Below are 24,791 nucleotides of genomic sequence, written 5' to 3'. Positions count from 1 at the left end.
GGTACACCGATACTCGTGCGCGACGAGGTGTGCGTATGGCCGAGTGTAGTGAGGCGGACTGCGAGAACGTCGCGGCGGTCAGACTCTACATCCCGTGGGACGACGACAGAGACGTCTGTACGTCACACGCGCGTGCGCTCGTCCAACAGGACGGCGTCGTCGCTGAACCGCTCGACGGTGCAGAAAAGAACTGGTCGTAGGGGGCAGGCTATCGAAGCGTGACGGCCATCATCACTTCGTCGACGTACTCGCCGTCTATCTTGTAGTGGTCCTCGCGGACCGCTTCGGTCTCCCACCCGTGGCCTTCGAGGAATCCGATGGCAGTCTCGTTCGTCGCCGGGACGCTGTTGTACAGTTTCTCGAACCCGTGTTCGCGTGCCCAGCTAACTCCTTTTTCGAGTAGCCGACTTCCGATGCCGTGCCCGCGGTACTCCGGTCGGGTTCCGACCGTGAGGACGGCCGTGTGGCTCAGTTTCTCGGCTTCGGGTAAGTCGAGGTGGACCCACCCTGCGAGTTCGTCGCCGACGGTGGCGACGAACACCATCCGAGAACTCACGTCGTTGTGTCGGAGGACGACTTCCTCGTGGTCGAGGACGTCGGCGACTGTCTCGGCTTCGATGTACCGCCCTTCGTCGGCGACTTCGTGGATGGCGTCGACGAGACTCTCTAAGTCCACGTCCTGTGCCATCCGAATCTTCACCTCGATACCGTCGAGTTCGGCCGTCTCTTCTGTCTCTCGTGCGTAGGCGACTTCGACGTGTTTGCCCACCTTGCGGATGTACCCGTCTCGTCGCAGAATCGTGAGGTGCGCACCGAGGGCCGCCGGTTCGAAGTTGAGCGCCCGTCGCACCTCGTCTTCTCTGACAGTGCCGTGACTCTCGATGTATTCGTAGATGTCTTTGCGGTCTTTGTGCCCGAAGTTGAGACTGTCAGTAACTTCCATGGTACACACTCACAGGCCTAGTTAATAATTGTTGTTCGTGATTGATTGGTTGCTGACAGAACCGGCCACTCAGGACGAATCCGGGGTCGATACTGGCCCAACCGAAGATACTGGCCCAACCGAAGATGCCGACCGAAACCGAAGACGCCGACCGAAACCGAAGATGCCGACCGAAACCGAAGACGCCGACCGAAACCGAAGACGCCGACCCAAACCGAAATGACACGGTGGCCGCGCGTCCCTCAGTAGCGCTCGGGGACGCAGGTCAAGAGTTGCGCCGTGTCGAGGATGTTGTGCGTTCGCAAGAGCACCTCTGCGGCCTCTCTGATGGTGAAATCGGCGTCGAGGTCGACGCCGTAACACCGGGCGTACAGTGTCAACCAATCGTTGAGCGCACGCTGAAGGAGTCGGAACTCCTCGCGGGTGAACTCGACCATGGTGCCGCCGGTCCGTGCTTCGATGTACAGCGAGACGGCCGGGCCGACGCCATCACGTGCACACGCCAGTGCTCGCTCGTCGGCCGCCGACTCCGACGGCGGGTCGAACTGCTGGCGTTCTCGTCGAGCCTCGACAGCGAGCGAGCGAACACGCTCGCCGAACCGGACGTGCTCCGGGTCGCGCTCCCGGCCGGTTGCGTGGTCACTGTCTTCGGACCGCTTGGTCTGTGCGATGTCACCGGTCACCGACTCATCCCCACTTGAACTCGACACCCTTGTTGCCGCGTGGGTGTTCCCAGTCGGTGTCGGCGACGACGGCGCACGTCCCGCACTCGACACACGGTTGGGTGTCGAGACTGACGACGCGCTCTTCGGAGCCGTTCGTCCGGACGACTTCTTCGCGGTAACAACCGCCTCCGAACCCGACTGCAGAGACGGGACAGGCCGACACCGCTGCACCGCTCGCCTCGTAGGAGTTGTCGAGTAGTTTGATGTGTGGCTTTCCGATGTCGGTGTCGTAGGTCAGGTCACCGATTCGTTCTTCGAGGCTCGGTGGGGTCACCGAACTCGTCCCGGTGACGGGCGTCCCCAGTTCCTCTCCGATGACCGTCGGTAGCGTCACGTAGGGCGTCTGTGTGTCCGGAATCATCGACGTGAGTGACGGGGTGTTGTAGAGCCGTTCGAGCTGTCCCGACATCGCACGAATTCCGAACCGGCCGACCGAAGATTTGAGGACCGAATCGACGACTCCCGACACGGTCTCGCCTTCGGTGATGCCGCGCATCATCTCGTAGCCACGCGGCCGGAGTTTCTGCATCACGCCTTCGGTCCGGAGTTTCTTGGCGTAGTGCGACCCCGCCTTCTCGGGTTCGCTCCGGGCTTTCGCCTCTGCGTACGCTTCGGCCGCGAGTGCACCTGCCGTGACGGCGTGGTTCATCCCTTTGATGATTGGCCCCTGTGCTTGCATCTGGCCAGCGGCGTCGCCGACGACGAGGAGGCGGCCGAAGTGTGGTTCGCGCAGTGCCACCTTCTTCGAGTCGGGGACGAGTTTCGCGCTGTACTCCAGTTCCGTGTAGTCGTCACCCAACCACTGGCCGAGCAGTGGGTGCGTCAACATGGCGTCTAAGAGTTCGTGTGGTTCTGCTTGCTCGGCGACGATGCTGTCGAGGTGGAAGACGGTCCCCAGCGAGAGCGTCTCTCGGTTCGTGTAGAGGAACCCACCGCCGCGGACGCCCTGGAACAGGTCGCCCGAGAACAGATGTGCTACACCCTCGTCTTCGTCGATATCGAAGCGTTCGGCGATGACGTCTGCCGGCATGTCGACGACGGCTTTCACGCCCTGGAACCACTCTTCGGGTTCGTCCCAGTCCATCAAGCCTGCGTCGCGGGCGAGTTCGGAGTTCACCCCGTCGGCGGCGACGATGACGTCGGCCGTAATCGGGTCGAGTTCGTCGGTCGTGACGCCGATAATCTTCCCCTCCTCGCGGAGCAGGCCGTTGACGTGGACGCCAGTCAGCAGTCCACCACCCGTCTCACGCGCTCGTTCGTGGACTCGGTCTTCGAGCCACGAGTCCATCTTCCGTCGGAGGACGGAGTCGGACCACTCGGTGTCGTGTTCGTGGAGTTTCGTCAGGTCGTACGACTCCACCTTGTCGCCGGCGATGTTGTGGATTTGATAGTCCGTAATCGGCCGCTCCGACGCCTCTTCACGGAATCCGGGGAACAGGTCGTCGATAGTGTAGGGCGCGGACTCTTCCGCGTAGATGAGGCCGCCGGAGACGTTCTTCGACCCGCCTTCGACACCGCGTTCGAGGACGAGCGTCTCGATTCCGTAGTTGGCGAACGTCGCTGCTGCGGCCGCACCGCCGGGTCCGGTCCCGACGACGATTGCTTCGTAATGTTCGTACTCACTCATTGGGAGTCACCTCGGTCGGTCGCACCACTGCCATCGGTGGCGAGTGCTTCCTCGAATCGTCCGTCTTTCAGTGCTTGCGTCAGTCGCGGCAGGACCTCGAACAGGTCGCCTTCGATGAAGTAGTCGGAGAAGTCGCGAATGCGTGCGTTCGGGTCGGTGTTGATGGCGACGACGGTATCCGACTCGTCCACGCCGACCTTGTGTTGAATCGCACCGGAGATGCCCGCCGCGATGTACAGTTTGGGCGCGACGACCTGTCCGGTCTCTCCGATCTGTCTGTCTTCGTGGGTGTACTGCTCGACGTGGCCGTCGAACTGGAACGACCCCGTGACGATACCACGGGTGACGCCGACTTCGGCGTCTTCGAACTGCTCTGCGAGTTCTAACACGAGTTCGACGCCTTTCGTCGGGTCGTCACCGATACCCCGGCCGAAAGCGACGATGACCTCGTGTCCAGTCAGGTCGATTCCTTCGTCCAACTGGTCGAAGTCGGTCACGTCGACACGGAACCAGTCGTCGTCGAGCGGCGCGTCGTGTTCGACGACGACTCCCTCGCGTTCTGGGTCGGCCTCGGGGATGTCGAAACTTCCGGGGATGACCGACCCACCCTGTGGATGGAACTCCCTGGTTGGGTTGTCGATACAGAGAATCGTGGAGTACTCGAATCCCGAGAAGTCCGGGCGCTTCATGTGAAGCACACGCTCGAACTCCTTTTTCTCGCCGGCGACGCCGGTCTTGACGGGGTTCGAGATGACCTGGTTCTTGATGTAGAGCCCCGAACAGTCGCTGGCGAGTCCGGAGTCGAGTTCCGCCTGTACCAGCGCCGAGAGGTCACGGCCGTTGTTCGTCGCCGGAAAGAGCGTGTAGCGCGGTTTGTCGTAGTCGCGCCACTCTTCGTCGCGGCCACCCGTCACCTCGCCGCCGGTGTGACTCGCACCGGCGCGGGCCATGTCACAGAATATCTCCGTGTACGGTTTGTGCTGGAAGCGACCGAGTCGCTCGTCTTCGCGGACGACGACCACGTCCGCACCGTAGGCGATGACGTCGTCGACGTGTTTCGACACGTCCGACCCGATGAGAACGGCGACGACGCGTTCGTCTTCGTCGTAGTCGTCGTTGTACTGGTCCATCAGTTCGCGCGCCTTGCCGAGCATCTCTTTCGACACGTCGATGAGTTCGCCCGCCTGCGTCTCACAGTACACCCACATATCCTCGTAGACGCCGCCGTGGAGCGAACGAACGTGTCGTTTGTCGCGCGTCGGGTGGTCGAGGTCGGGGTGTCGTTCTTCGGGCGACCGCTCGTCGACTTCGACGACCGTATCCTCCTCGTCGCTTCCTTGCACCGAGTCGATGCGCTTCTGGACGAGGCGCTTGACTGCACCTCTGTCTTCGCCCGACTCCTCGCGTTCGAGCAGTGCTTCGAGTTCGTCGATTTCGTCGATGCTCTGGAGGGCGTTGCCCACGTCGGCCGTACTCATCGAACCGAGGTCGAGACTGCCGGCGTCGGCCGGTTCTTCGTCGTCTTCGGAGAACTTCTCGATACGACTCTCGATGAGTGCGACGACGGGCGCGCGGTTCTGTCCGCGGTGTTCGGCCTGGAGAATCTCCTCTAACTCACCGACGTCCTCGATGTCTTTGAGTGCTGGACCGAGCTCCGAGATTTCGTACTCGCCGGGGTCGAACTCAGTCATGGTCAGTCACCCTCCGCCGCAGTGGCGTCGCCACCGACTGCCGACTGCATCGCTTCGAGCACCTCGGTCATTCCCTCGGTGTCGCTCGGGTCGACCATCGTCGCCTCACGCTCTGCCGGCGCTTTGGGGATGGGGTCGACAGACGAGACGATAGTCGGCGAGCCGTCGAGGCCGATGTAGTCCGGGTCGACGTTGATGTCGGCGTGGTCCCACACCGTCAGATAGTCTTCGTAGTCGGGTGCACGCGCTTGCGTCTCCGCCCGAAGGTCTTTCAGCGTGAGTCGCTCGCCGGCCGTTCGATACGACGGCACGAATTCGGGGTCCGTGACGACGAACGCTGGAAGCGAGACTTCGACCGTCTCTATCTCCTCGATGTCGCCTTCGACGAGTCGCTTCGCTCGGAGCGTTCGTTCTTCTTCGTCGATGTCGAGCGAGATGACGTGGGTGACGAGCGGCATGTCGAGACACCAGTTCGCCTGTGGACCAGTGTGGCCCGTCTCACCGTCGGCCGTCTTGAATCCTGCAAAGACGATATCTGGCATCTCGTCCATATTCTCGATAGCCGCGCTGAGCGTAATCGCCGTCGCCCACGTGTCGGCAGCGGCCATCTCTCGGTCCGAGACGAGATAGAGGTCGTCGGCGTACACCGTCTCCATCCCCTCCTGGAGGACTTCTTTGTAGCCGGGTGGACCCATACTCATCAGGCTGACGTTGCCACCGTGTCGAACGCGCGTCTGGAGTGCGGCCTCCAGTGCGAACTTGTCGTTTGGATTCATCACCGTGGGCGTCTTCCCCCGTTCGAGATGCCCGTTTTCGTCGAACGATACCTGTCCCTCGCGAAAATCGGGGACACCTTTCGTTAATACCACCGTGTGCATTGAGAACACTCTCTACTTAGTGCTAGCTCAGATTCATAATAATCTTTTGTGCTACCCGGTTGGAAATTCAGCGAGGGCTGTCGCTCTCGACTGGGCAGACGACCCGAACGGAACTGACGCTGTCCCGACTAGATGCGTCCTGCTCGGCCGGGGTCGACGTCGATGGCATCGACCGGGCAGACGTCGACACAGAGCATGCAGTCGATACACTGGTCTTCGTGTGTCGGCTCGGCTTTGATGTCCGACTCGGGATGGCCGGGCGTATCGACCCACGTGAACACGTCGACGGGGCAGTCTTCGAGGCACGCACCGTCTGCGAGGCAGATATCGAAGTCGACGGCGACGTGGGTGCCGTGAATACCGAGTTTCTCTGGCGGGTCTGTCGGCCCCCAGACCGCGACACCGCTTCCATCGTCGACACGCTCTCTGTTCTCCTCGAAGGATGGGTCGATTGGCATGGTTCTTGTTACCATTCCGTCGATGAGGGTATAAATCATGCCCCGAACCGAGGGTGTGTCGTCATCTCGGTGGGGTGATTACGCCCCGGTCCCAACTGGAGTGTATGGACCTGTTCTTCTGGGTGGCCCTCGCCCTCCTCGTCGTCGGTGTCGTCGGGAGCGTCCTGCCGTTCCTCCCCGGTGCGATTCTCTCGGTGGTCGGCGTCCTCGTCTACTGGTGGTCGACCGGGTTCTCCGACCCAGGCCTGCTTTGGGTGTTCAGTCTGCTCCTCGCTGGCGTCGTCGCTATCGTCACCGACTACGGTGCTGGCGTCATCGCTGCTCGTGTCGGCGGTGCATCGACTCGGACGTCGATTCTCGCCGGGGCAGTCGGGTTCGTCCTGTTGTTCGTCCTCGGCCCCATTGGGTTGGTTCTCGGCGTCGCGGGGACGGTCTTCGTCGTCGAATATCTCGAACACGAAGACGTCGAAGAGAGCGGACGGCGCGCGCTCTACACGACGATTGGCGTGCTCGCGTCCTCTGTCGTTCAGGTGCTGCTCACGCTGTCGATGCTCGTCGGATTCGTAATCGCAGTCGTGTTGTAATCGGGTTCGTCGGTGCCGTGCTGTTGTAACCGACGTTCGTCCCGTCTTCCGACTTAAATCTCCGCGACGACGCGGGCGGGCGCACCGTCAGCGTCGACCCGAAGCGGCATGACGAACAACTCGAACGGCCGGTCGGTCGGAAGGACGTCCAGTCCACAGAGATTCTCGACGATGAATCGGCCCGCACCGAGAATCGCGTGGTGGACGGGAACTTCGGACCCACCGGTCGGGTCGGGACTGAGTGCGTCGATAGCGACCGAGAGTCCACGCTCAGCACAGACGCTCCCCGTCTCGGGCGCGAGTGCGGGATGGTCGGCCATCCGGTCGGTTCCCCACTCGTCTTCCCATCCCGTCCGGAACACGAGACACTGAACCGACGGGTCGAGGTCGGTCGGAACCGCGTCTGGCCCGACGAGTTCGTTCGCGCCGACGTCGCGGCAGTCGACCAGACGGGCCGAGACCCGAAGCTCTTCGACCGAGAAGGTGTCGAGGGTCGCACCGTCGGGTTCGGTGTGCGCGGGAGCATCCACGTGAGTGCCCGCATGACTGCCGAGTTCGAGCCGGGAGACGCGGTAGCCGTCTGCGTCGAAGTCGGCGTGTGATTCGACCGAAACCGGTGGGTCACCAGGATACGTCGGCATGCCGGATTCGACGCGGCGCGTCAGGTCTACGAGGGTCACGAGTCGCCCTACGCGGGCGGCGGTAAAACGAGTGTCCGTGTCGAGAAATCGTTCGCGTGGTCTGTGCCGACCAGACCGGCGTTACTTGTGCGCGAAGTAGACGAGCGTCTCGTCGCTGTCGCGTTCGTCCACGCGGACGAATCCGACGCGTTCGAACTGCACGAGTTCGTCCACCGGTACGTCACCGAAGTCGGGTTCGGCGACACCCAGTACGTCTTCGTCCATGGTGCGCATCCGCACCGAGACGCCGTCGGTGGGTGCCCAGTGAATCACGGCCACGTCGCCCTCGCGGACGACGTCCAAGTCGTCACCAGTCGCGACGAGCGTGTCGTCCTCGCGGCGAACTGCGCCGAAGCCTTTCAGCCAGACGCGGTCGCCCTCGGCGGGGACGTCGCCCGATTCGAGGAGGACGCTATCGCCGACCGGGATGTCGCGCGTGCCTCGGTCTTCGAAACTCGGGTGAAGCGGCGGGTGGGCGACGTCGGGGCCGCCTTCGATAGCGAACTCCTGTCCATCGCGGACGAGGAAGTAGCGGTCCGTCTCGTCGTCGACGAGGTCGCGGTTGTTCGCGTAGATAGAGGACATCGAGAGGTCGACGTTCGACGTCGAGGTGCCGAGTGCGACCATCGCGTCGACGATGGCCTGTCCGCGGATACCGCGGCGTCGAAGACTCTTGATGGTCGGGACGCGCGGGTCGTCCCAGCCGTCGAGTTCGCCGGCGTCGATGAGTTCCTTGATGCTCGACGTGGACATCTTCACGTCGTAGTCGTCGACCTGCACGTGGCCCCAGTGGATGACCTCGGGGTACTCCCAGCCGAAGTAGTCGTAGACGAATCGCTGGCGCTTCGCGGAGTCCTGCAGGTCGATGCCACGGATGATGTGGGTGACACCCGTGAGGTGGTCGTCGACACCGGACTGGAAGTCGAGCATGGGCCACGCGCGGTAGTCTTCGGCCTCCTCGCGTGGGTGCGGCGTGTCTATCATCCGGAAGGCGACCCAGTCGCGGAGGGCGGGGTTCTTGTGCTCGATGTCCGTCTTGACGCGGAGGACCATCTCGCCGGAGGAGTACTCGCCGGCGACCATCTTTTCGAACTCGTCGAGGGTCGTCTCGCTGTCCTTGTCGCGGTGGGGACACGGCTTGGCGTTGTTCTTCAGGTTCGAGAACTCCTCACCCGAGCACGAACAGGTGTACGCACCGCCCATCTCGATGAGTTCGCGGGCGTGGTCGTAGTAGGTCTCGACCCGGTCGGAGGCACGGATGACGTCGTCGGGTTCGAAGCCGAGGAATGCGATATCTTCGAGGATGGCGTCGTAGGCGCTCAGGTCGGGACGCTTCGTCTCGGGGTCGGTGTCGTCGAAGCGGACGATAAAGGAGCCATCGTACATCTCCTTGTACGTCCCGATGACTGCGGGCATGCGAGCGTGGCCGAGGTGCCACGGACCGTTGGGGTTCGGCGCGGCACGCATCCGAATCTCGTCGTACTCGTCGGCGTTCGGGAGGTCCGGAAGCAGCGACTCGTCTGCTTCGTCTTCGGCTTCCATCTCCGCGAGTTCTTCGGGGGCGAGTTCCTCCAGTCGCGCACGCTTGTCGGCGTTCGAAAGCTGGTTGACCTCCGCGACGACGGGCCCGATGAGTCCCGGAATCTCACCGCCGTGCTGTCGGAAGTCGGGGTTCTCGCCCATCAGCGGGCCCATGATAGCGCCCACATCGGCGTCGCTGTCGTGTTTGACCGCGTTGAGGAGTGCGTGTTTCTCCGCCTCTCGCTCGACGCGCTCTCGAAGGTCGTCGTCCATTATCGTCCGATTCCGCGGCACGCCTAAAAACAGGCCCGGATTGCGGGGAAGGGTTCCTCGCGCGGGCAGGGGTACGTGGTTTGTTAACACTCCTGCAGGTATAGCGGTTGTGGTAGTGGGCGGTGTTCCACGGCGGGTCACTTTCGAGAAGACGACTCCAAGAGCAGTCGCTTACGGCACAACGCGTTCGAAAAAGGTGCGATACCGCAGACCGAATCCGCCGCGACTACCTCGTCGTGTGGGTCAGTACCCGCGGGTGATGAGGTAGTCCGCGATGTCGGAGAGCAGGGCACGTGACTCGTTGTCCGGAAGGACCTCGAGTCGTGCTTTCGCCTGCTCGGTCAGGTCTTCTGCCATCTCTCGGGCGTAGTCGATACTGCCGGCGGCTTCGAGCTCCGCGACGGCGGTTTCGACGTCTGCCTCGGTGAGTTCTTCTGCCGTCTCGGCCTCGACGAGGGTGTCCACGTCGATTCCTTGCTGGCGTGCGTGCAGGGAGATGACCGTCTCCTTGTTCTCGACGAGGTCAGAGCCTCGCTGCTTGCCCAGTTTCTCCGAGGGTACGGTCAGGTCGAGCACGTCGTCTTGAATCTGGAACGCGCTGCCCGATTCGATACCGTACTGATAGAGGGCTTCGACGACGTCGTCGTCGGCACCCATGAGGACTGCTGGGATGGCGGCCGCGGTTCCGTAGAGGACGGCCGTCTTGAGTTCGACCATCTTGAGGTACTCGTCGGGGAGCACTTCGGTGCGACGCTCGAACCCGATGTCGAGGGCCTGCCCTTCACAGATTTGCGTACAGGTCGTGGCGAGGCGACGGACGGCTTCGAGGCCGGCCGCCGGGTCCGACCCCGTCTTCGTCAGCAGTTCGAACGCCTTCGCGTAGAGGGTGTCGCCGGCGAGAATCGCCGTCTCGGTGTCGTACTCTTTGTGGACGGCCGGGACACCGCGTCGAAGGTCGTCGTCGTCCATGATGTCGTCGTGAATGAGCGTGAACGACTGGATGACCTCGATACTCACGGCGGCAATCATCACGTCGATGGCCTCGCCCGTGAGCGTCGGGAACTCGCGGTAATCTTCGGACATCGGTTCCACGTCCGCGAGGGACTCGGCCGTCAAGAGTGAGACTGTCGGGCGGAGTCGCTTTCCGCCGGCCTTCAGGAGGTACCGAGAGGCCTCGTACAGCCGCTCTGGCTCGGCCATCGGTACGTCCTCGTCGAGTGCTTCGTTGACGAGTTCGCGTCGCTGACGAATCGCCTCGAGCACTCGCTGTTCCGTCGCGTCCGAACTCATCACTCCACCAGTTGGATCATGTTGCCGTTCCGCGTCACGTGGACGTCGCGGCCGAGGGCGTAGCCCTGGCTCTCTGCGAGGTCCACGTACGGAGCGAAGCCTTTGAGGTTCTGGTGGGCAGGGATGACGTGCTGGGGCTGGAGCGCCTGCAGCATCTCGTAGTGCCCTTCCTCACGAAGGTGACCAGAGACGTGGATGTCGTCGTAGATGCGCGCGCCCTGCATGCGCAGGAGACGCTCGGACTGGTAGCGCTGCCCTTCGTTCGTCGGCTCCGGGATGACCCGTGCCGAGAAGATGACCTTGTCACCGTCGTCGAGTTCGTACGGCGTCTCGCCGCGGCCCATGCGGGTGAGCATCGCGCGCGGTTCGCCCTGGTGACCCGTGACGATGGGGAGGTAGTTCTCCTTGCCTTCCTTCATGATGCGCTTGAAGGTTCGGTCGACAGACTTGCGGTGGCCGTACATCCCGAGGTCGTCGGGCAGGTCCACGAAGCCGAGGCGTTCGGCGGTGCCGGAGTACTTCTCCATCGAGCGGCCGAGGAGGACCGGCTGACGGCCGATGTCGTTGGCGAACTCGACGAGCGAGGAGACACGCGAGATGTGAGAGGAGAACGTCGTCGCGACGATACCGCCGTCGTAGTCCTCGACGGAGGTCATGACGTCCTTGAGGTGGCGACGAGCGACGGACTCGGAGGGCGTGCGGCCCTTCCGGCCGGCGTTCGTACAGTCTTCGATGTAGGCGAGGACGCCGTTGCCCTCGCGGCCAATCTCGCGGAAGCGCTTCATGTCGATTGGGTCTTCGAGGACCGGCGAGTGGTCCATACGCTTGTCGAGCCCGTAGACGATGGCACCTTCCGGCGTGTGGAGGACCGGGTTGATGGCGTCGATGATGGAGTGGGTGACGTGGACGAACTCGAGTTCGACCTGTCCGGAGTCACCGATAGACATCGTCTCACCGGCGCTCATCTTGACGAGGTCGTTGTTGACGTTGAACTTGTTCTCGCCTTCGATCTGCTGTTTCACCAGTTCGATGGTGAAGGGTGTCGCGACGACGGGTGCGTCGTAGCGGTGGGCCAACTTGGAGATGGCACCGATGTGGTCGAGGTGGCCGTGCGTCGGCACGATTGCCTGCACGTCACCTTCGAGGTCGCTCATGATACGGTCGTCCGGGATGGCGCCCATATCGATGAGGTCGAGGCTGTGCATCTTCTCGGTCTCGACGTTGTCGTGGATGAGGACCTGCGACAGGTTGAGACCCATGTCGAAGACGACGACGTCGTCTCCGGCACGGACGGCCGTCATCTGACGGCCGACTTCTTCGTATCCGCCTATGGTTGCGATTTCGATTTCCATGGTTTGAATCTCGATATTCCGAGCATCGAAAGCCACGATGTGGCGAAAGTGCTCACGGAAAGACGGGTGTCTGGGGGCCATCGGCCCCGGCGTCTTGCAGCTCGTCGGTCGAATGACCCCGCGTGCGAGGCGGCCCGGTCGGTCGATTTGGGCACGCCCGCACTTACCCGCGGGTTTCTGGTATCGGCATCTACTCACTGGGGTACTAAAAACTACGTGGGTTCATCGCGCCCGCACACTCGAAACTGAATTACGCACGGGAGTGAGCCGGCGGCCACGAACGCACACCACCCTCCATCTACAGGGGTGCGGTGGTGTCGACCACACAGACGGCCTGGTCCACGACCGCTGATTCGTGCGGTTCGGCACATTTAAGATAATTACGAGACGGAATTGAACTATGAGCGGTCGACCTCTCGACGTCCTCGAAGCGTCACTCGACGAACCGGTGACGGTTCTCCTCAAGGACGGCAATGCATACTACGGTGTTCTCGCTGGCTACGACCAGCACATGAACGTCGTACTGGAAGAAGCGCTGGACGAAGACACGGTGCCCGGGGATATCGAACTCGAGCAAGTCCAAGACACAACCATTATACGCGGCGATAACGTCGTCACCATCAAAGCATGACGGGTGCAGGAACCCCTAGCCAAGGAAAGAAGAACAAGACGACGCACGTGAAGTGCCGTCGCTGCGGCGAGAAGTCCTACCACGTGAAGAAGAAGGTCTGCTCGTCTTGCGGCTTCGGTAAGTCGAAGAAGCGTCGCAGCTACGCCTGGCAGTCGAAAGCCGGCGACAAGTAACGACTCTCGACGGTCTCTGACCGTCACTTTATCTCCTGTCTCGCCTCTCGTGGGCGAGCAACAACATCGCGTTCCTGACCCGCGGTTCGTCGCCGTTTCTATGCGACTCGGTACCATTGTACTCTCGACAGAATCACTGCAGTCGCCGTCTTGGCTCACCTCGGCGATGCGCGCCCTATATTTAGTGTCGTCAGCGCTGCCCACACCTTGTACGTCGCCAGCGCCGGCCACATCCCGCACGCCGCCAGCGCCGCACCACCTCGCACGCCAGCGACTCGCTTCCCAGCAACTTCCTGTCGGCGAGTTCCGGCCTCGACTCCCACCGAGAAATACAAGTTCGTGCATAGAATACGGTGTTTAAACCCGCAGTTACTGCATAAGGACGGGTTTTTTACCCCCTCCCTCCTCTAATTTCTCCTATGGCAAATGGGCGGGACGACTCCCACCACATCAGCGGACCAACCGAGAAGTGCGGTGTCGTCGGCGTTGCACTCGACGAGCGAAGCGCCGCGCGACCCCTGTACTACTCGCTGTACGCCCTCCAGCATAGAGGCCAAGAGTCCGCAGGCATCGTCACCCACGATGGGTTCCAACAACATAGCCACGTCCAGATGGGCCTCGTCGGAGACGCCTTCAGCGCGGCAGACCTCGATGGACTCAACGGACAGGCCGGTATCGGCCACGTCCGGTACCCCACCGCAGGCGACGTGTCGAAGTCCTGTGCGCAACCGTTCGCCGTCTCGTTCAAGTCGGGGTCGCTCGGCCTCGCACACAACGGCAACCTGGTGAACGCCGACGAACTCCGCGACGAACTGGAGAACTTCGGCCACGCCTTCACGTCCACGGGCGACACCGAAGTCATCGCGCACGACCTGGCGCGCAACCTGCTCGAAGAGGACCTCGTTCGTGCCGTCAAGCGAACGATGGAGCGAATCCACGGGTCGTACGCGCTGACCATCATGCACGACGAGACGGTTCTCGGCGTCCGCGACCCAGAGGGGAACCGACCGCTCTGTATCGGAAAACTCGATGACGGCTACGTTCTCGCGTCCGAATCCGCGGCAATCGACACGCTCGACGGCGAACTCGTCCGCGACGTTCGACCGGGTGAACTCATCGTCCTCGAATCCGACGGGTCCGGATTCGACTCCTACCAACTCGTCGAACGCGAGAACACGGCTCACTGCTTCTTCGAACACATCTACTTCGCCCGCCCCGACTCCGTGATGAACGACACGCTCGTCTACGAGGTACGTCGTGGACTCGGGCGCAAACTCTGGGAAGAAGCGGGTGTCGATACCGACGTCGTCATGCCCGTCCCCGACTCCGGGCGGGCGTTCGCGTCCGGGTACGCCGAGGCGGCCCAAGAAGACGACGCGAGTGTCGAATTCGCCGAGGGACTGATGAAGAACCGCTACGTCGGCCGGACGTTCATCATGCCGACGCAGGACGAACGTGAACGTGCGGTCCGCCTGAAACTCAACCCGATAAAGAGCACTGTCGAGGGCAAATCTGTAACCATCATCGACGACAGCATCGTCCGCGGGACGACCTCGAACCAGCTCGTCGCACTCCTCCGTGAGGCAGGTGCCGAAGAAGTCCACATGCGTATCGGCGCGCCGCCCATCATCGCACCGTGTTACATGGGAATCAACATGGCCACGCGAGAGGAACTCATCGCCTCCGACAAATCCGTCGACGAGGTGTGCGACACGATCGAAGCAGACAGTCTCGCCTATCTCTCTATCGACGCCGTCTCGGACGTTCTCGAAAAGTCACGCTCCGACCTCTGTCTCGGGTGTGTCACCGGCGAGTACCCCTACGAAATCGACGGTGAGGTGACCGACCGCGACATCAGTCGCCCGGTCATCGGCGCGGACGCTCCGGCCGACGACTGACCACACGGCACGGCCTCGTTTCTGCGATTTCGCACTCCTCACTTGCTCTGCAGTCACCCACACGTCGCCCGCGCTGCAGTCACCCACACGTCGCCCGCGCTGCAGTCACCCACACGTCGTTCCCACACGTCACTGTTCCTGACTCTCACCGATGGACGTGATGGCATAATCAACGCCCCGATTCATTTGGCTCCCTCTCGTATCTTCGTCCGTACTTCGACCCGCCAGAAACCGGGTGTCGGGGCGGAGTACGGACGGAGTGCGATACCGACGAGACGAGGTACGAATTCGCGAGCGATTCGGCCGAGTTCCGTCTCTGTGGCCTGCCGGTCACACCACGTACCGACTACCTGCCCAGGGCCGCTCTCGCAGTAGGAGCCGTTCCCCCTGCAGGTCCGGGCAGGGTAACTCCCTTTGTCGATTCAGTAGACGACGTAGAGGAGGACGTAGACGACGTTTCCGAGGACGAACGAGACGAGCCACAGCGACGCTGCGACCCGACCGAATCGGGAGTGCTGCGTATCGAATATCTCCGAGATGGGCCGTGTCAGCGCCAAGAGGAGGACGTAGTAGACCAACGGGATACAGACGATCGCGAGGAGGATGTGAATCGCGAGCGTCGGGAGGTAGACGAACTGGTATATCGACTCTGGGCCGGGGAAGGTCTCGGTCCCTTTGACGACGAGTTTGTAGAGGTAGAGGACCAGAAACGTCGCAAACAGGCCGAACGAAGCGAGCATCATTCGCTGGTGTTTTTGGATTTCTCCACGCCGGACGAATCTGACACCCGCGAGAATCGTTACGATGGCGACGGCACTGATAGCCGCGTTGGCGTGCGGAATCGCGTTCAGAACCGTGTCCGACGCCTGCGGAATCGCGCCCTGCGGAATCGCACCGAGAACCGCGCCGAAGACGAGCGCGAGAGAGAGGACCGTGAGGACGGCGGTGAGGCCGCGGACGTGGTCGCGTGCTCGAAGTTCCATGGAGGTACTCCCGTGTTGTAACGGGAAAATCGTTCTGTCCAGTTCGTCCGTACGTCGCCTGCAAACGCCCGACATTGCCGAGTCGAAAGGAAAGTCATTTAAATTACCGTGGGGTACACGGAAGTGCAGTAAGACACAGCGAGCGTGGGTAGCCAAGCCAGGCCAACGGCGCAGCGTTGAGGGCGCTGTCCTGTAGAGGTCCGCCGGTTCAAATCCGGTCCCACGCATCGCAAGATGCAGGTGACGTCCCTACACGGACATCACCCACGCACAATCCTTCCGAACCTACTCCCCACGAGAGTCTTCTCTCCGTGGGATTTTCCACCGCTCACTTTCTACTAGTGAGGGCGCTGTCCTGTAGAGGTCCGCCGGTGAGAATCCGGCGTGCCGGATTCGAACGTCGAGACGAGCGTCGCGAGTCTCGGAAGTTCAAATCCGGTCCCACGCATCGCATGTGCGGACTCACAGTCCGCAATGAGGCGACGAAGTCGCCGAATGATGCAGGTGACGTCCCTACACGGACATCACCCACGCACAATCCTTCCGAACCTACTCCCCACGAGAGTCTTCTCTCCGTGGGATTTTCCACCTCTCACACACGTCGAGTGGCGACACGAGTCACTCACAGTCACACATCTCTCACCCTCCGCCCGTGCCGCGAGTTTAAAAGGGTCGAACGAGTAACACGCCACATGGCCAAGTATTCGACGAACCGGGGCGGCGGTGACTCCGGCGGCGACAGTTGCGAGCTCTGCGGACGAACGACGACGAAACTCCGTCGGGCAAACGTCGCGGGTGCGAATCTACTCGTCTGTCCGGACTGTGCACCCCACGGCGAGAACCGTCACGCCGACAAGAAGCGCGAGGGCACACAGTCGACTCGTGACGACTCCGAGCGCAGTCGTCGCAAACGCGCCGCTCAGCGGACCGCGAAGATGTACGACAGTGCCAAGGGGAGTTCCAAACACTGGGAGGAGAAAGGGACGAACTACGAGAAAGACCGGCTCCCATATCTCGTCTCTGGATACGGCGGCATCGTCGAGTCCGCTCGGCAAGACGCCGGCCTCCAACTCGACGAACTCGCCGAGGAACTCGAACTCAAAGAGAAACAACTACTCGCCATCGAACAAGGGCGAGCGACGACTGCGAACATCGGTGGGTCGGTCATTCGAGCGCTCGAAGAGCGACTCGACGTGAGTCTCGTCGACGAGTAGCACGATTTTTCTCTCTCGGGCGTCTCGTCGCCCACATGTCATCCTCTCTCGCACCTGCAAACCCAACGGTTCGGGCCTTCGAGGCGACAGTGACCGACGTCGACGGCACGGCTGTCGCCCTCGACGAGACGTACTTCTACGCCGAAGGCGGCGGCCAACCCGCTGACCGCGGCGTCCTCGGTGACATCGACGTCGTCCACGTCCGCGAAGTCGACGGCGCTGTGGTCCACGAACTCGCTTCGAAACCAGAGTTCTCGGTCGGTGACGAGGTGACTGGCGTCGTCGACGACGACTTCCGAACGTACTGTATGCGAGCGCACACGGCGAGTCACGTCCTCTACGGAGCGGCCCGCCACATCTTCGACGACCTCGGCTACGGCGGGTTCGGTATCTCCGACGAGAAGGTCCGCGTGGACTTCGAGACGACGACCGAGGTGGACGACGCCGCCCTCGTCGAGTTAGAGCGACTCGTCAACCGCGCGGTGTGGGACGCCCGCGGCGTGTCGTGGGAAGAGATTTCTGTCGAAGAAGCCCGCGAACGCGAGGAAATCGCGTTCAACGTCAAGACCGAAGAGGGCGTGTTCGCCGACTCCGACGAGGTTCGAATCGTCACCATCGAGGGGTGGGACTGGGCCGCCTGTGGTGGCACGCACGTCTCGAACACCATCGAAATCGGCCCGGTCGAACTGCTCGGCCGGTCGAACCCCGGAGAGGGACTCACGCGGGTCGAGTTCGCCGTCGGCCCGTCGGCTATCGACCACCGCGCCGAACTCCAGCAGTCTGCCTACGACGCGGCCGCAGCACTCGGGACGAACCTCGAAGAAATCGGCTCGGCAGCAGCGAACGCCGTCGAAACCCGCGGCGAACTCGAGTCCGAACTCTCCGACCTGAAGTCTGAAGTCCTCAGTTCTCGTCTCGCCCAGTTCGAGACGATAGAACGCGACGGAGTGACGTGGAAAGTCGGGTCGGTCGCTGGTTTCGACGCCAACGAAGTCGGCGAGGCGGCCAAAGCGGCGCGTGGAGATACCGACGTCATCGTCGCCGTCGGTGAGTCGAACGCCCCGTTCGTCGTCGTCGCGAGTGCCGGCGACGTCGCCGCCGGCGACGTTGTCTCCGAGGTGACCGACGAGTTCGGTGGCGGTGGTGGCGGGAGTCCAACGTTCGCACAGGGTGGCGGTATCGGTGCGTCCGCCGACGAAGTGTTGGCGTTCCTCGCAAACTGAGCAAACGGCCGTTCGTTTGCCGGTCTCGTAACGCAGGCGTCACATTCTCGGGGCGGTTCAATCATCTTTTTCAATGATGGTCCGTAGTGGTTACCATGGAATCAGTAGGGTCTGCTACGGGTCTGACTGACGAGCAACGGGCCATCAAAGACGTGGTCCACGAGTTCGCCGTCGAGGAGATTCGCCCGACGGCCCGCGAGGCCGACGAGACGGAGACGTTCCCCGAGGAGGTGTGGGACGGACTCGCCAAACTCGACCTCACTGGGTTGACCGTCCCCGAAGAGTACGGCGGGTTCGGTGCCGACCGAACCACCTACGCGGTGGTCAACGAGGAAGTCGCCTACGGGCAACTCGCCGTCGCGACTGCGCTTTCGGTCCACTGTCTCGCCACCGAGTGCATCACGGAGTTCGCCACCGAGGAACAGAAAGAAAAGTGGCTTCCGAAGATGGCACAGGGTCGGCCAGTCGGCATGTTCGCGCTCTCGGAACCCGAAGCGGGGTCGAACCCCGCCGAGATGTCCACCGTCGCCCGCCGCGAGGGTGACGAGTACGTCATCAACGGCAAGAAGCAGTGGATTACGAACGGCCAGCGCGGTGGCGTCTGCATCCTCTTCGCGAAGACAGACCCCGACGACCCGAACTCGGTCACGCAGTTCCTCGTCCCCGAAGACGCCGGCTACGAAGTCGGCAAGAAAGAAGAGAAGCTCGGCCTCCGTGCCTCCGACACGACGGGCCTCGCCTTCGACGACGTGCGCATCCCTGCCGAGAACCGACTCACCGAGGAAGGACGTGGGCTCTCCGCGGCGTTCCACATCCTGACCGGTGGTCGTATCGGCATCGCCGCACAGGCGACTGGACTCTCGCAGTCCGCCCTCGACGACGCCATCGCCTACGCGAACGAACGCGAGCAGTTCGGCAATCCTATCTCGAAGATTCAGGCGATTCGCCACAAGATTGCAGAGATGGGGACGAAGGTCCACGCGTCGCGGACGCTGGTTCGTGAAGCGGCCCGCGTCGCCGACGCCGGCGAAGACCCACGGACTGCCGCGTCGATGGCGAAGTACTACGCGAGCGAGGCAGCAGTCGACGTGACCAACGAGGCCGTACAGGTCCACGGCGGCTACGGCTACACCACCGACTTCGACGTGGAACGCTACTACCGCGACGCGAAGATTACGACCATCTACGAGGGGACGAGCGAGATTCAGAAGGAAGTCATCGCGCGGTCGCTCTTGGACTGACACGTCACCACTCCCGAAGCGTCTTTTCGCTCCGACACCCTACATCGTCCAATGAGCCTCCCTGACCTCTCCGATTTCGACGCCGTCGTCTACGACTTGGACGGCACGCTCGTCAACCTCCGCGTCGATTGGAACGACGCGGCAGAGGACGTAGCCGCCGTCCTCCGAGACGCCGGTATCGAGGCTGCGGCCATGGACCTCTGGGACATGCTCGACGTGGCCGACGAAGAAGGCGTCCGGGCCGAACTCGAACTCGAACTCTCGTCACACGAACGGCAGGGGGCGTGGATTTCTGACGTGCTCCCGCTGGCCGACTACCTCCCCGACGACGGCGTCCCCTCCGGCGTCTGCTCGCTCAACGCAGAGGACGCCTGTCACGTCGCACTCGACGTCCACGACCTGTCACACCACGTCGATGCCGTCGTCGGCCGCGACACCGTCGAGACGCGCAAACCGGACCCAGAACCGTTGCTGACGACGCTCGACCGACTTGGCGCCGACCCCGACTCGGCAGTCTTCGTCGGCGACTCCGCCCGCGACGAGGTGACTGCCGAACGCGCTGGCGTCGCGTTCAGATACGTCGGCGACGGTCCCTCTGGCGTCTGACTGGGAACACATTGCGAACAGGCGGCACTCTGGTTCCGCGAGGCGACGTGCCGCACAACCGCGTCACGCCTCGCGGCGATGGTCAACGCACGGGGCGTCTGGCCGCGTGTTGGGATATAAACCTCAGGAGCGGTCGACCCCGATTCGCCGTGTCCGTTAAGCCTCCCGAAGCCTACGAATTCTCCATGGGATTTCCGGTCTCGTACTACTGCCCGCACTGCGGTGCCGTCGTCGAACTCGAACGCGACGGCTATCTCGCCGACAAGTCGGTGACGCCGTATCCACTGGAGGGATGGGCGTACGCCGACCCGGCCGACGAGTTCGAAGACGCCGACGGTGTCCACTTCGTCTGTGGCGAGAGCGAGGCGTCTCGTGTGTCGTGGACAGAACTAGTGAGCGACGCCGACGACGTCGAGAACCCCGGTTTGGACTCGCCCTGCGGACGCGACTTCTATCTCTCGTTCGTCAAGTTCGAGAACGGCCGAGAAGTCGAATCTGTTCCGGAAACCGATTACGTCGTCATCGGTGGACAGGGTCCGGCGAGTCCCCGCGGGCCGAACCCCGGTCCGCGTGGCCCTGGTGGCTTCTGAGTTCCCGATTCTCCACTCGTCGAGCTTTCACAGTTCACGGTAGCACCTATCACTGTCTATTCATTACCTCGACCAACAATCTCTCGCTATGATACCTGTCCAATCTGGCTTTAGCCTGGGTGAGGCGCTGTTCTTCACCCCGTTCGTTCTCCTCGGAGTCGCAGTCCTCGTCTTCGGGGCCGTGATGGTCTATCTCGACCACAAGAAGGAGATGGCGCTCATCGAGAGCGGGCAGTACGCCGACGCCAACCCGGACTCGCGCGCGTGGATTCTCGGCGGCGGACTGCTGGTCCTCGCACTCGGTCTCGGGAGCGTCGTCTCGGCGTTCCTCTCCGGCGGTGCAGTGGGTGACGGTGTCACCGCTGTCTTCGTTGGCCTCGCGGCGCTCGCGTACTACTTCTACAAGCGCCGGGTCGTGGCGACGACGACTGTTTAAAAATCAGGTTGTGGCCGTCGGTGCCGATGGCCGATTCAGCCCTTGATGTTACAGACGGGGAACGTCCGCGCGACCTTGTCACCGATGCCTAACTCGTCGGAGACGCGGACGACCTCGTCGACGTCCTTGTAGACGCCGGGTGCTTCTTCTGCGACCGTCGCGCCCGATTGCGCCTTCACGTATATCTTCTCTTGCTCGCGGAGTTCTTCTTGGACCGTCTCGCCCCAGTACTCCTGTTTTGCTTTCGTCCGACTCATCAACCGACCGGCGCCGTGAGCGGTCGAACCGAACGTGAGACCGAGCGATTCGTCGCCACCGCGGAGGACGTAACTCCCAGCGCCCATGCTACCGGGGATGATGACTGGTTGGCCGACGTCGGCGTACGCCGGCGGGAGCTCGGGCCGTCCAGCGGGGAACGCTCGGGTCGCACCCTTCCGGTGGACGTAGAGTTCTCGGTCCTCTCCATCGACCGTGTGGACTTCCTTCTTGGCGATGTTGTGCGCCACGTCGTAGAGGAGGCGCATCTCCATGTCGCGCCAGTCGCGGTCGAACACGTCGGCGAACACCTCGCGCGTGCGGTGCATGATGAGTTGGCGGTTCACCCACGCGAAGTTGATAGCGGCGCACATCGCGCCGTAGTACTCCTCGGCGAGTTGTGACCCGGCGGGTGCGGCGGCGAGTTCCTTGTCCGGCAGTTCCTCGAGCAGGTCTTTGTGTTCCTTCTCGATACGGCGGAGGTAGTCCGTACAGGTCTGGTGGCCCAGTCCGCGAGACCCACAGTGGATGAGGACGACGATTTGGTCGGCTTCGAGGCCGAACGACTCGGCCACGTCGTCGCGGTAGATGTCGGTGACGCGCTGGACTTCGAGGAAGTGGTTGCCCGACCCGAGACTCCCAATCTGGTTTCGGCCGCGGTCTTTCGCCTTCTGCGAGACGAACTCCGGTCGTGCGTCGTCGCGGAAGCCTTCGTCTTCACAGTGTGCCAGGTCGTCTTCGGTGGCGTAGCCTTCGTCGAGCGCCCACTGCATCCCGCGTTCGAGGATATCGTCGATGGTCTCTGCGTCGCCCTCGACGACGCCGCCCCCACCGAGGCCGGACGGGATGGCCTCGAACAGCGCCTCTACGAGTTCTTCTTCCTTCCCCTGGAGGTCCTCGTAGGTGAGGTTCGTCGTCATCATGCGGACGCCGCAGTTGATGTCGTAGCCGACCGCACCTGGCGAGATACAGCCATCGGTGGTGTCTGTCGCACCGACGCCGCCGACGGGGAATCCGTAGCCTTGGTGGCCGTCTGGCATACAGATTGCGTGGTTGGTGATTCCGGGCAGGTGCGTCGCGTTCCGCAACTGTTCGAGCGTCTTGTCCTGTCCAATCTGCTCGAGTAACGCCTCGGAGGCGAGAATCCGCGCTGGGGCGTTCATCTCGCCTTCCTGCGGAATCTCCCAGACGAACTCACGAACCCGTCGCAGTTCGATATCTCCGAACTCGCGTGTAGTCATAGTTCGATACACGGGGCGGCGATTCAATAGGATTCCGTCACGCGTCGCCGACAGTCTCGTCAGTATCCTCGCTCACCGTTCGTCGGCGAGGGGGACGTGTTGGCGTCGGTGACACCGGCGTCGCCTCGATGGAGCGCCGAATCCACCGAGTACGGCCCACCGCCGGTCACGAGGAGCGCCGAGACGAGACCGAAAAGCGAGATGTGCGCGAGGACGGGGTCGTCCGGCAGGCCGAACAGCGTCGTGGTGAAGAGCAGGAAGGCGACGCCAGAGGCCGCGCGCGTGAACGCGCCGACGATGAACAGAACACCGACCAGCGCCTCCGTGAGGCCCGCGCCGACGACCCATAACTCGGGGGCGACGGGGACGACGGCGGTGAGGTCGTACTTCGAGACGACGGCGAGGGCGTCGCCGGGTTGCATCAGTTTCTGCGCGATGCCGAGATAGATGAACGTCACGCCGACGCCGAGACGGAGGACCGTCGGGACGTAGGCTTCGAGGTGGCGCGTGCGCTCGACGAACGGGAGTGCGACGCGACGGTAGAACGGGTCGATGCGGGCGTAGACCGTCCGGTCGTCCGCCGCCATCGACGCGACGACGTGGTCGGCACTCGGCCGGCCGCCACCGACGAGCGCGATAGCGACGAATCCGGGGACGTACTCGAACGCGAGGAAGAGCGCCGGTTCGACTGCGAGGCCGACGAGATACGCGACGAGACCGACCGCCGCGACGAGTCGCGTCCCGAGGCCGAACAGGAGGAGAAAGCCGACGGCGATGCCGAACAGTCTCACGAACACGGGTGCGGCGGGTTCGACGACGGGCGAGAAGAAGTACCCCGAAAAGCCCGCACCGACGAGTGGCAAGCCGACAGCGAGACGGAGCAACCACGGGAGGAGGTCGTCGTACGACGCGAGCACGCGACGGAAGGCCCGAACGTCGTTCGGGAACGGACGGAGGCCGAGATACGCTGCGCCGGTAGCGACGACTGCGAGACCACCCACGCCGAGGACGGCGAGGTTGAACGGGTTCGCTAGCGCCCCCACGAGAAACGCGACGACTTCGACGGGGTCGCTTCCGGGGGTCACGTACTTGACGTGTGCGCTCGCTCGACTCGCGGCGACGGCGAGAAACACCACGAGACTGCTCAGCACGGCGGCACCTCGAACGACGGACGTCATGTGCGAGGTTACGACCGAGTTCGTATAACGACGAGGGATGAATTCGCCCGATTTCAGTCGAGAGAAGGTATGAAACGATTGAACGGGAGCGTTACACGTCGAAGACGACGTAGGCTTCCCAGCCCTCGTCTGTCGCTTCGAGTCGCATCTCGGAGTAGGTGACCGCCTTCACGTCCCGAGCCTCCACGTCCTCGAAGGGGACACCACGCGCCGACGCCTCCACGACCCACTCGTCACCAGTTTGGTTGACGTCCGCCTCGTGCGCGACGGGAAGCACCCCTCTGACGTCGCGTTCGTAGATGAGTTGGTCGAGGTAGTCGAACAGCACTGCTTCGAGACTCTCTGCGCGAACCGAGAGGGAGAACCGCTCGCCCGTCTCGGGTATCTCGTCACACATCGCCGCAGCGAGTCCGTCGGCGACGGCGGCGAAGACACCCCCGAGTGTCGGGGCGTCCGCCTCGACGGCCACGTCGGCGGTGTGTTCACGAAGTGTAAATCCCATATCCACTGATGCGTGAGCATCTACCCTCGTCCTTTCGGTCCGCCATCGTGCCGTGAGGGAGTCCCGACGGACGGTGGAGTTATATTCTCGCTCCGGTTACCTCGGGTTGTGAGTGTCAACGTGGAGATGCGGGTCGACGGTCCCGGTGAGACCGAATACGCCGAAGCGGCGTGGGCCCTCAAAGAGAACATCCGGGTCAACGAGGGACTCCTGAAACAGCGCCGGGGCTTTTTCATGGACGCCTACCGCCGTTCGACGACCTATCTCCTCTTCGAAAACGACACACTCGTCGCCTTCGCGTCCACTCGACGCGACGGCTACATCCTCTTTCTCGCAGTCTCACCCGAGGCCCGTGGCGAGGGCCACGGCAAGCACCTCGTCGCCGAAGTCGCCAAGGAACATCCCGTCGTGACGTGTCACGCCCGCACGACCAACCAGAACGCCCTGGACTTCTACAAAGCGATGGGGTTCGAGGTCCAACGCCGTATCGAGAACTACTACGAAGACGGCGGTGCTTCGTACTACCTCCGACTCGGTGAGGAGGCCGGTCTCAGAGAGCGCCTCTCCGAATTCTTACTCGGATAACGGCGATTCGACA

General features: G+C 62.7%; 26 protein-coding genes and 1 tRNA gene. 13 read left to right on the top strand and 14 right to left on the bottom strand.

Annotated elements, in window-relative coordinates:
* Positions 1-35 precede the first annotated feature (35 nt).
* The gene (locus tag GJR99_RS17520; RefSeq protein ID WP_191967138.1) at positions 36-200 is read left to right on the top strand and encodes a hypothetical protein; all 165 of its coding nucleotides are present in this window, start codon (positions 36-38) and stop codon (positions 198-200) included.
* A gap of 8 nt (positions 201-208) precedes the next feature.
* Here GJR99_RS17520 and GJR99_RS15050 read toward each other — a convergent pair whose 3' ends face one another.
* The 6 genes from GJR99_RS15050 to GJR99_RS15025 form a co-directional block, all read right to left on the bottom strand.
* Positions 209-943: a GNAT family N-acetyltransferase gene (locus GJR99_RS15050; protein WP_151113586.1), complete on the bottom strand. Its 735-nt coding sequence runs from the start codon at positions 941-943 to the stop codon at positions 209-211.
* Between the two features lie 242 nt (positions 944-1,185).
* Entirely contained in the window at positions 1,186-1,626 is a 441-nt protein-coding gene (locus GJR99_RS15045) for a hypothetical protein (RefSeq protein WP_151113584.1), read from the bottom strand.
* Between the two features lie 4 nt (positions 1,627-1,630).
* Positions 1,631-3,295: an FAD-dependent monooxygenase gene (locus tag GJR99_RS15040; RefSeq protein ID WP_151113582.1), complete on the bottom strand. Its 1,665-nt coding sequence runs from the start codon at positions 3,293-3,295 to the stop codon at positions 1,631-1,633.
* A complete protein-coding gene (locus GJR99_RS15035) occupies positions 3,292-4,986 on the bottom strand; it encodes an electron transfer flavoprotein subunit alpha/FixB family protein (protein ID WP_151113580.1) in 1,695 nt (564 codons plus the stop codon). Before GJR99_RS15035 ends, GJR99_RS15040 begins: the two co-directional genes overlap by 4 nt.
* 2 nt (positions 4,987-4,988) lie before the next feature.
* Positions 4,989-5,864 (bottom strand): electron transfer flavoprotein subunit beta/FixA family protein, encoded by an 876-nt coding sequence (locus tag GJR99_RS15030; protein WP_151113579.1) that lies wholly within the window; start codon positions 5,862-5,864, stop codon positions 4,989-4,991.
* Between the two features lie 128 nt (positions 5,865-5,992).
* Complete coding sequence (locus GJR99_RS15025) at positions 5,993-6,322, bottom strand: 4Fe-4S dicluster domain-containing protein (RefSeq protein WP_058572090.1); 330 nt, start codon at positions 6,320-6,322, stop codon at positions 5,993-5,995.
* A gap of 104 nt (positions 6,323-6,426) precedes the next feature.
* On the opposite strand from GJR99_RS15025, the gene GJR99_RS15020 reads away from it, so the two are divergent.
* Positions 6,427-6,906, top strand: a complete 480-nt coding sequence (locus GJR99_RS15020) for a DUF456 domain-containing protein (RefSeq protein WP_151113577.1) — start codon at positions 6,427-6,429, stop codon at positions 6,904-6,906.
* Between the two features lie 53 nt (positions 6,907-6,959).
* Here the strand turns inward: GJR99_RS15020 and GJR99_RS15015 are convergent, their stop codons facing one another.
* The 4 genes from GJR99_RS15015 to GJR99_RS15000 all read right to left on the bottom strand — a co-directional run bounded on the left by GJR99_RS15015 (position 6,960) and on the right by GJR99_RS15000 (position 12,022).
* Positions 6,960-7,586, bottom strand: a complete 627-nt coding sequence (locus GJR99_RS15015) for a cyclase family protein (protein WP_151113575.1) — start codon at positions 7,584-7,586, stop codon at positions 6,960-6,962.
* Between the two features lie 81 nt (positions 7,587-7,667).
* Positions 7,668-9,380: a glutamate--tRNA ligase gene (locus GJR99_RS15010; RefSeq protein ID WP_151113573.1), complete on the bottom strand. Its 1,713-nt coding sequence runs from the start codon at positions 9,378-9,380 to the stop codon at positions 7,668-7,670.
* A gap of 243 nt (positions 9,381-9,623) precedes the next feature.
* Positions 9,624-10,670, bottom strand: a complete 1,047-nt coding sequence (idsA3, locus tag GJR99_RS15005; protein ID WP_151113571.1) for a geranylfarnesyl diphosphate synthase — start codon at positions 10,668-10,670, stop codon at positions 9,624-9,626.
* Complete coding sequence (locus tag GJR99_RS15000; protein WP_151113569.1) at positions 10,670-12,022, bottom strand: ribonuclease J; 1,353 nt, start codon at positions 12,020-12,022, stop codon at positions 10,670-10,672. Before GJR99_RS15000 ends, idsA3 begins: the two co-directional genes overlap by 1 nt.
* A 400-nt stretch (positions 12,023-12,422) precedes the next feature.
* Between GJR99_RS15000 and GJR99_RS14995 the strand changes: the two genes are divergently transcribed.
* The 3 genes from GJR99_RS14995 to purF all read left to right on the top strand — a co-directional run bounded on the left by GJR99_RS14995 (position 12,423) and on the right by purF (position 14,724).
* Entirely contained in the window at positions 12,423-12,653 is a 231-nt protein-coding gene (locus GJR99_RS14995) for an LSM domain-containing protein (protein ID WP_151113567.1), read from the top strand.
* Complete coding sequence (locus tag GJR99_RS14990; protein ID WP_082682159.1) at positions 12,650-12,826, top strand: 50S ribosomal protein L37e; 177 nt, start codon at positions 12,650-12,652, stop codon at positions 12,824-12,826. The genes GJR99_RS14995 and GJR99_RS14990 overlap by 4 nt, the downstream gene beginning before the upstream one ends.
* 419 nt (positions 12,827-13,245) lie before the next feature.
* Positions 13,246-14,724: an amidophosphoribosyltransferase gene (purF, locus tag GJR99_RS14985; RefSeq protein ID WP_151113565.1), complete on the top strand. Its 1,479-nt coding sequence runs from the start codon at positions 13,246-13,248 to the stop codon at positions 14,722-14,724.
* A 422-nt stretch (positions 14,725-15,146) separates the two neighbouring features.
* On the opposite strand, the gene GJR99_RS14980 is transcribed toward purF, so the two are convergent.
* Positions 15,147-15,707, bottom strand: a complete 561-nt coding sequence (locus GJR99_RS14980; RefSeq protein ID WP_151113563.1) for a DUF420 domain-containing protein — start codon at positions 15,705-15,707, stop codon at positions 15,147-15,149.
* A 142-nt stretch (positions 15,708-15,849) separates the two neighbouring features.
* Here GJR99_RS14980 and GJR99_RS14975 point away from each other — a divergent pair.
* The 7 genes from GJR99_RS14975 (at position 15,850) to GJR99_RS14945 (ending at position 21,017) form a co-directional block, all read left to right on the top strand.
* Positions 15,850-15,934: transfer RNA gene (locus GJR99_RS14975), tRNA-Leu, on the top strand.
* Between the two features lie 465 nt (positions 15,935-16,399).
* On the top strand, positions 16,400-16,921 hold the full coding sequence (locus tag GJR99_RS14970) for a helix-turn-helix domain-containing protein (RefSeq protein ID WP_151113561.1): 522 nt from the start codon (positions 16,400-16,402) through the stop codon (positions 16,919-16,921).
* Between the two features lie 35 nt (positions 16,922-16,956).
* Complete coding sequence (locus GJR99_RS14965; RefSeq protein WP_151113559.1) at positions 16,957-18,144, top strand: alanyl-tRNA editing protein; 1,188 nt, start codon at positions 16,957-16,959, stop codon at positions 18,142-18,144.
* 95 nt (positions 18,145-18,239) lie between these two features.
* Positions 18,240-19,385, top strand: coding sequence for an acyl-CoA dehydrogenase family protein (locus GJR99_RS14960; protein WP_151113558.1), 1,146 nt, complete (start codon positions 18,240-18,242; stop codon positions 19,383-19,385).
* A 51-nt stretch (positions 19,386-19,436) separates the two neighbouring features.
* A complete protein-coding gene (locus tag GJR99_RS14955) occupies positions 19,437-19,991 on the top strand; it encodes an HAD family hydrolase (protein WP_151113556.1) in 555 nt (184 codons plus the stop codon).
* A gap of 185 nt (positions 19,992-20,176) precedes the next feature.
* Entirely contained in the window at positions 20,177-20,581 is a 405-nt protein-coding gene (locus tag GJR99_RS14950) for a hypothetical protein (RefSeq protein WP_151113554.1), read from the top strand.
* A gap of 88 nt (positions 20,582-20,669) precedes the next feature.
* Positions 20,670-21,017 (top strand): hypothetical protein, encoded by a 348-nt coding sequence (locus GJR99_RS14945; RefSeq protein ID WP_151113552.1) that lies wholly within the window; start codon positions 20,670-20,672, stop codon positions 21,015-21,017.
* A 35-nt stretch (positions 21,018-21,052) separates the two neighbouring features.
* Here GJR99_RS14945 and GJR99_RS14940 read toward each other — a convergent pair whose 3' ends face one another.
* The 3 genes from GJR99_RS14940 to GJR99_RS14930 all read right to left on the bottom strand — a co-directional run bounded on the left by GJR99_RS14940 (position 21,053) and on the right by GJR99_RS14930 (position 24,193).
* Positions 21,053-22,513 (bottom strand): RtcB family protein, encoded by a 1,461-nt coding sequence (locus GJR99_RS14940; RefSeq protein ID WP_151113550.1) that lies wholly within the window; start codon positions 22,511-22,513, stop codon positions 21,053-21,055.
* A 59-nt stretch (positions 22,514-22,572) separates the two neighbouring features.
* Positions 22,573-23,691: a DoxX family protein gene (locus GJR99_RS14935; protein ID WP_151113548.1), complete on the bottom strand. Its 1,119-nt coding sequence runs from the start codon at positions 23,689-23,691 to the stop codon at positions 22,573-22,575.
* Between the two features lie 91 nt (positions 23,692-23,782).
* On the bottom strand, positions 23,783-24,193 hold the full coding sequence (locus tag GJR99_RS14930; RefSeq protein WP_151113546.1) for an archease: 411 nt from the start codon (positions 24,191-24,193) through the stop codon (positions 23,783-23,785).
* Positions 24,194-24,301: 108 nt separating this feature from the next.
* Between GJR99_RS14930 and GJR99_RS14925 the strand changes: the two genes are divergently transcribed.
* A complete protein-coding gene (locus tag GJR99_RS14925) occupies positions 24,302-24,778 on the top strand; it encodes a GNAT family N-acetyltransferase (protein ID WP_151113544.1) in 477 nt (158 codons plus the stop codon).
* Positions 24,779-24,791 lie beyond the last annotated feature (13 nt).

This window comes from Haloferax marinum (genome assembly GCF_009674625.1).
Lineage (GTDB): Archaea > Halobacteriota > Halobacteria > Halobacteriales > Haloferacaceae > Haloferax > Haloferax marinum.
This window is presented reverse-complemented; position numbering and strand designations above follow the sequence as displayed.

What these genes read in the sequence shown, in the direction of transcription:
- GJR99_RS15000 (WP_151113569.1), bottom strand. Translation starts at nt 12,022, where the DNA reads ATGGAAATCGAAATCGCAACCATAGGCGGATACGAAGAAGTCGGCCGT.
- GJR99_RS14990 (WP_082682159.1), top strand. Translation starts at nt 12,650, where the DNA reads ATGACGGGTGCAGGAACCCCTAGCCAAGGAAAGAAGAACAAGACGACG.
- GJR99_RS14945 (WP_151113552.1), top strand. Translation starts at nt 20,670, where the DNA reads ATGATACCTGTCCAATCTGGCTTTAGCCTGGGTGAGGCGCTGTTCTTC.
- GJR99_RS15050 (WP_151113586.1), bottom strand. Translation starts at nt 943, where the DNA reads ATGGAAGTTACTGACAGTCTCAACTTCGGGCACAAAGACCGCAAAGAC.
- GJR99_RS15030 (WP_151113579.1), bottom strand. Translation starts at nt 5,864, where the DNA reads ATGCACACGGTGGTATTAACGAAAGGTGTCCCCGATTTTCGCGAGGGA.
- GJR99_RS15025 (WP_058572090.1), bottom strand. Translation starts at nt 6,322, where the DNA reads ATGCCAATCGACCCATCCTTCGAGGAGAACAGAGAGCGTGTCGACGAT.
- GJR99_RS15020 (WP_151113577.1), top strand. Translation starts at nt 6,427, where the DNA reads ATGGACCTGTTCTTCTGGGTGGCCCTCGCCCTCCTCGTCGTCGGTGTC.
- GJR99_RS15010 (WP_151113573.1), bottom strand. Translation starts at nt 9,380, where the DNA reads ATGGACGACGACCTTCGAGAGCGCGTCGAGCGAGAGGCGGAGAAACAC.
- GJR99_RS15035 (WP_151113580.1), bottom strand. Translation starts at nt 4,986, where the DNA reads ATGACTGAGTTCGACCCCGGCGAGTACGAAATCTCGGAGCTCGGTCCA.
- purF (WP_151113565.1), top strand. Translation starts at nt 13,246, where the DNA reads ATGGCAAATGGGCGGGACGACTCCCACCACATCAGCGGACCAACCGAG.
- GJR99_RS14960 (WP_151113558.1), top strand. Translation starts at nt 18,240, where the DNA reads ATGGAATCAGTAGGGTCTGCTACGGGTCTGACTGACGAGCAACGGGCC.
- GJR99_RS14940 (WP_151113550.1), bottom strand. Translation starts at nt 22,513, where the DNA reads ATGACTACACGCGAGTTCGGAGATATCGAACTGCGACGGGTTCGTGAG.
- GJR99_RS14980 (WP_151113563.1), bottom strand. Translation starts at nt 15,707, where the DNA reads ATGGAACTTCGAGCACGCGACCACGTCCGCGGCCTCACCGCCGTCCTC.
- GJR99_RS15040 (WP_151113582.1), bottom strand. Translation starts at nt 3,295, where the DNA reads ATGAGTGAGTACGAACATTACGAAGCAATCGTCGTCGGGACCGGACCC.
- GJR99_RS14955 (WP_151113556.1), top strand. Translation starts at nt 19,437, where the DNA reads ATGAGCCTCCCTGACCTCTCCGATTTCGACGCCGTCGTCTACGACTTG.
- GJR99_RS14930 (WP_151113546.1), bottom strand. Translation starts at nt 24,193, where the DNA reads ATGGGATTTACACTTCGTGAACACACCGCCGACGTGGCCGTCGAGGCG.
- GJR99_RS14995 (WP_151113567.1), top strand. Translation starts at nt 12,423, where the DNA reads ATGAGCGGTCGACCTCTCGACGTCCTCGAAGCGTCACTCGACGAACCG.
- GJR99_RS14935 (WP_151113548.1), bottom strand. Translation starts at nt 23,691, where the DNA reads ATGACGTCCGTCGTTCGAGGTGCCGCCGTGCTGAGCAGTCTCGTGGTG.
- GJR99_RS14950 (WP_151113554.1), top strand. Translation starts at nt 20,177, where the DNA reads ATGGGATTTCCGGTCTCGTACTACTGCCCGCACTGCGGTGCCGTCGTC.
- GJR99_RS14970 (WP_151113561.1), top strand. Translation starts at nt 16,400, where the DNA reads ATGGCCAAGTATTCGACGAACCGGGGCGGCGGTGACTCCGGCGGCGAC.
- GJR99_RS14965 (WP_151113559.1), top strand. Translation starts at nt 16,957, where the DNA reads ATGTCATCCTCTCTCGCACCTGCAAACCCAACGGTTCGGGCCTTCGAG.
- GJR99_RS17520 (WP_191967138.1), top strand. Translation starts at nt 36, where the DNA reads ATGGCCGAGTGTAGTGAGGCGGACTGCGAGAACGTCGCGGCGGTCAGA.
- idsA3 (WP_151113571.1), bottom strand. Translation starts at nt 10,670, where the DNA reads ATGAGTTCGGACGCGACGGAACAGCGAGTGCTCGAGGCGATTCGTCAG.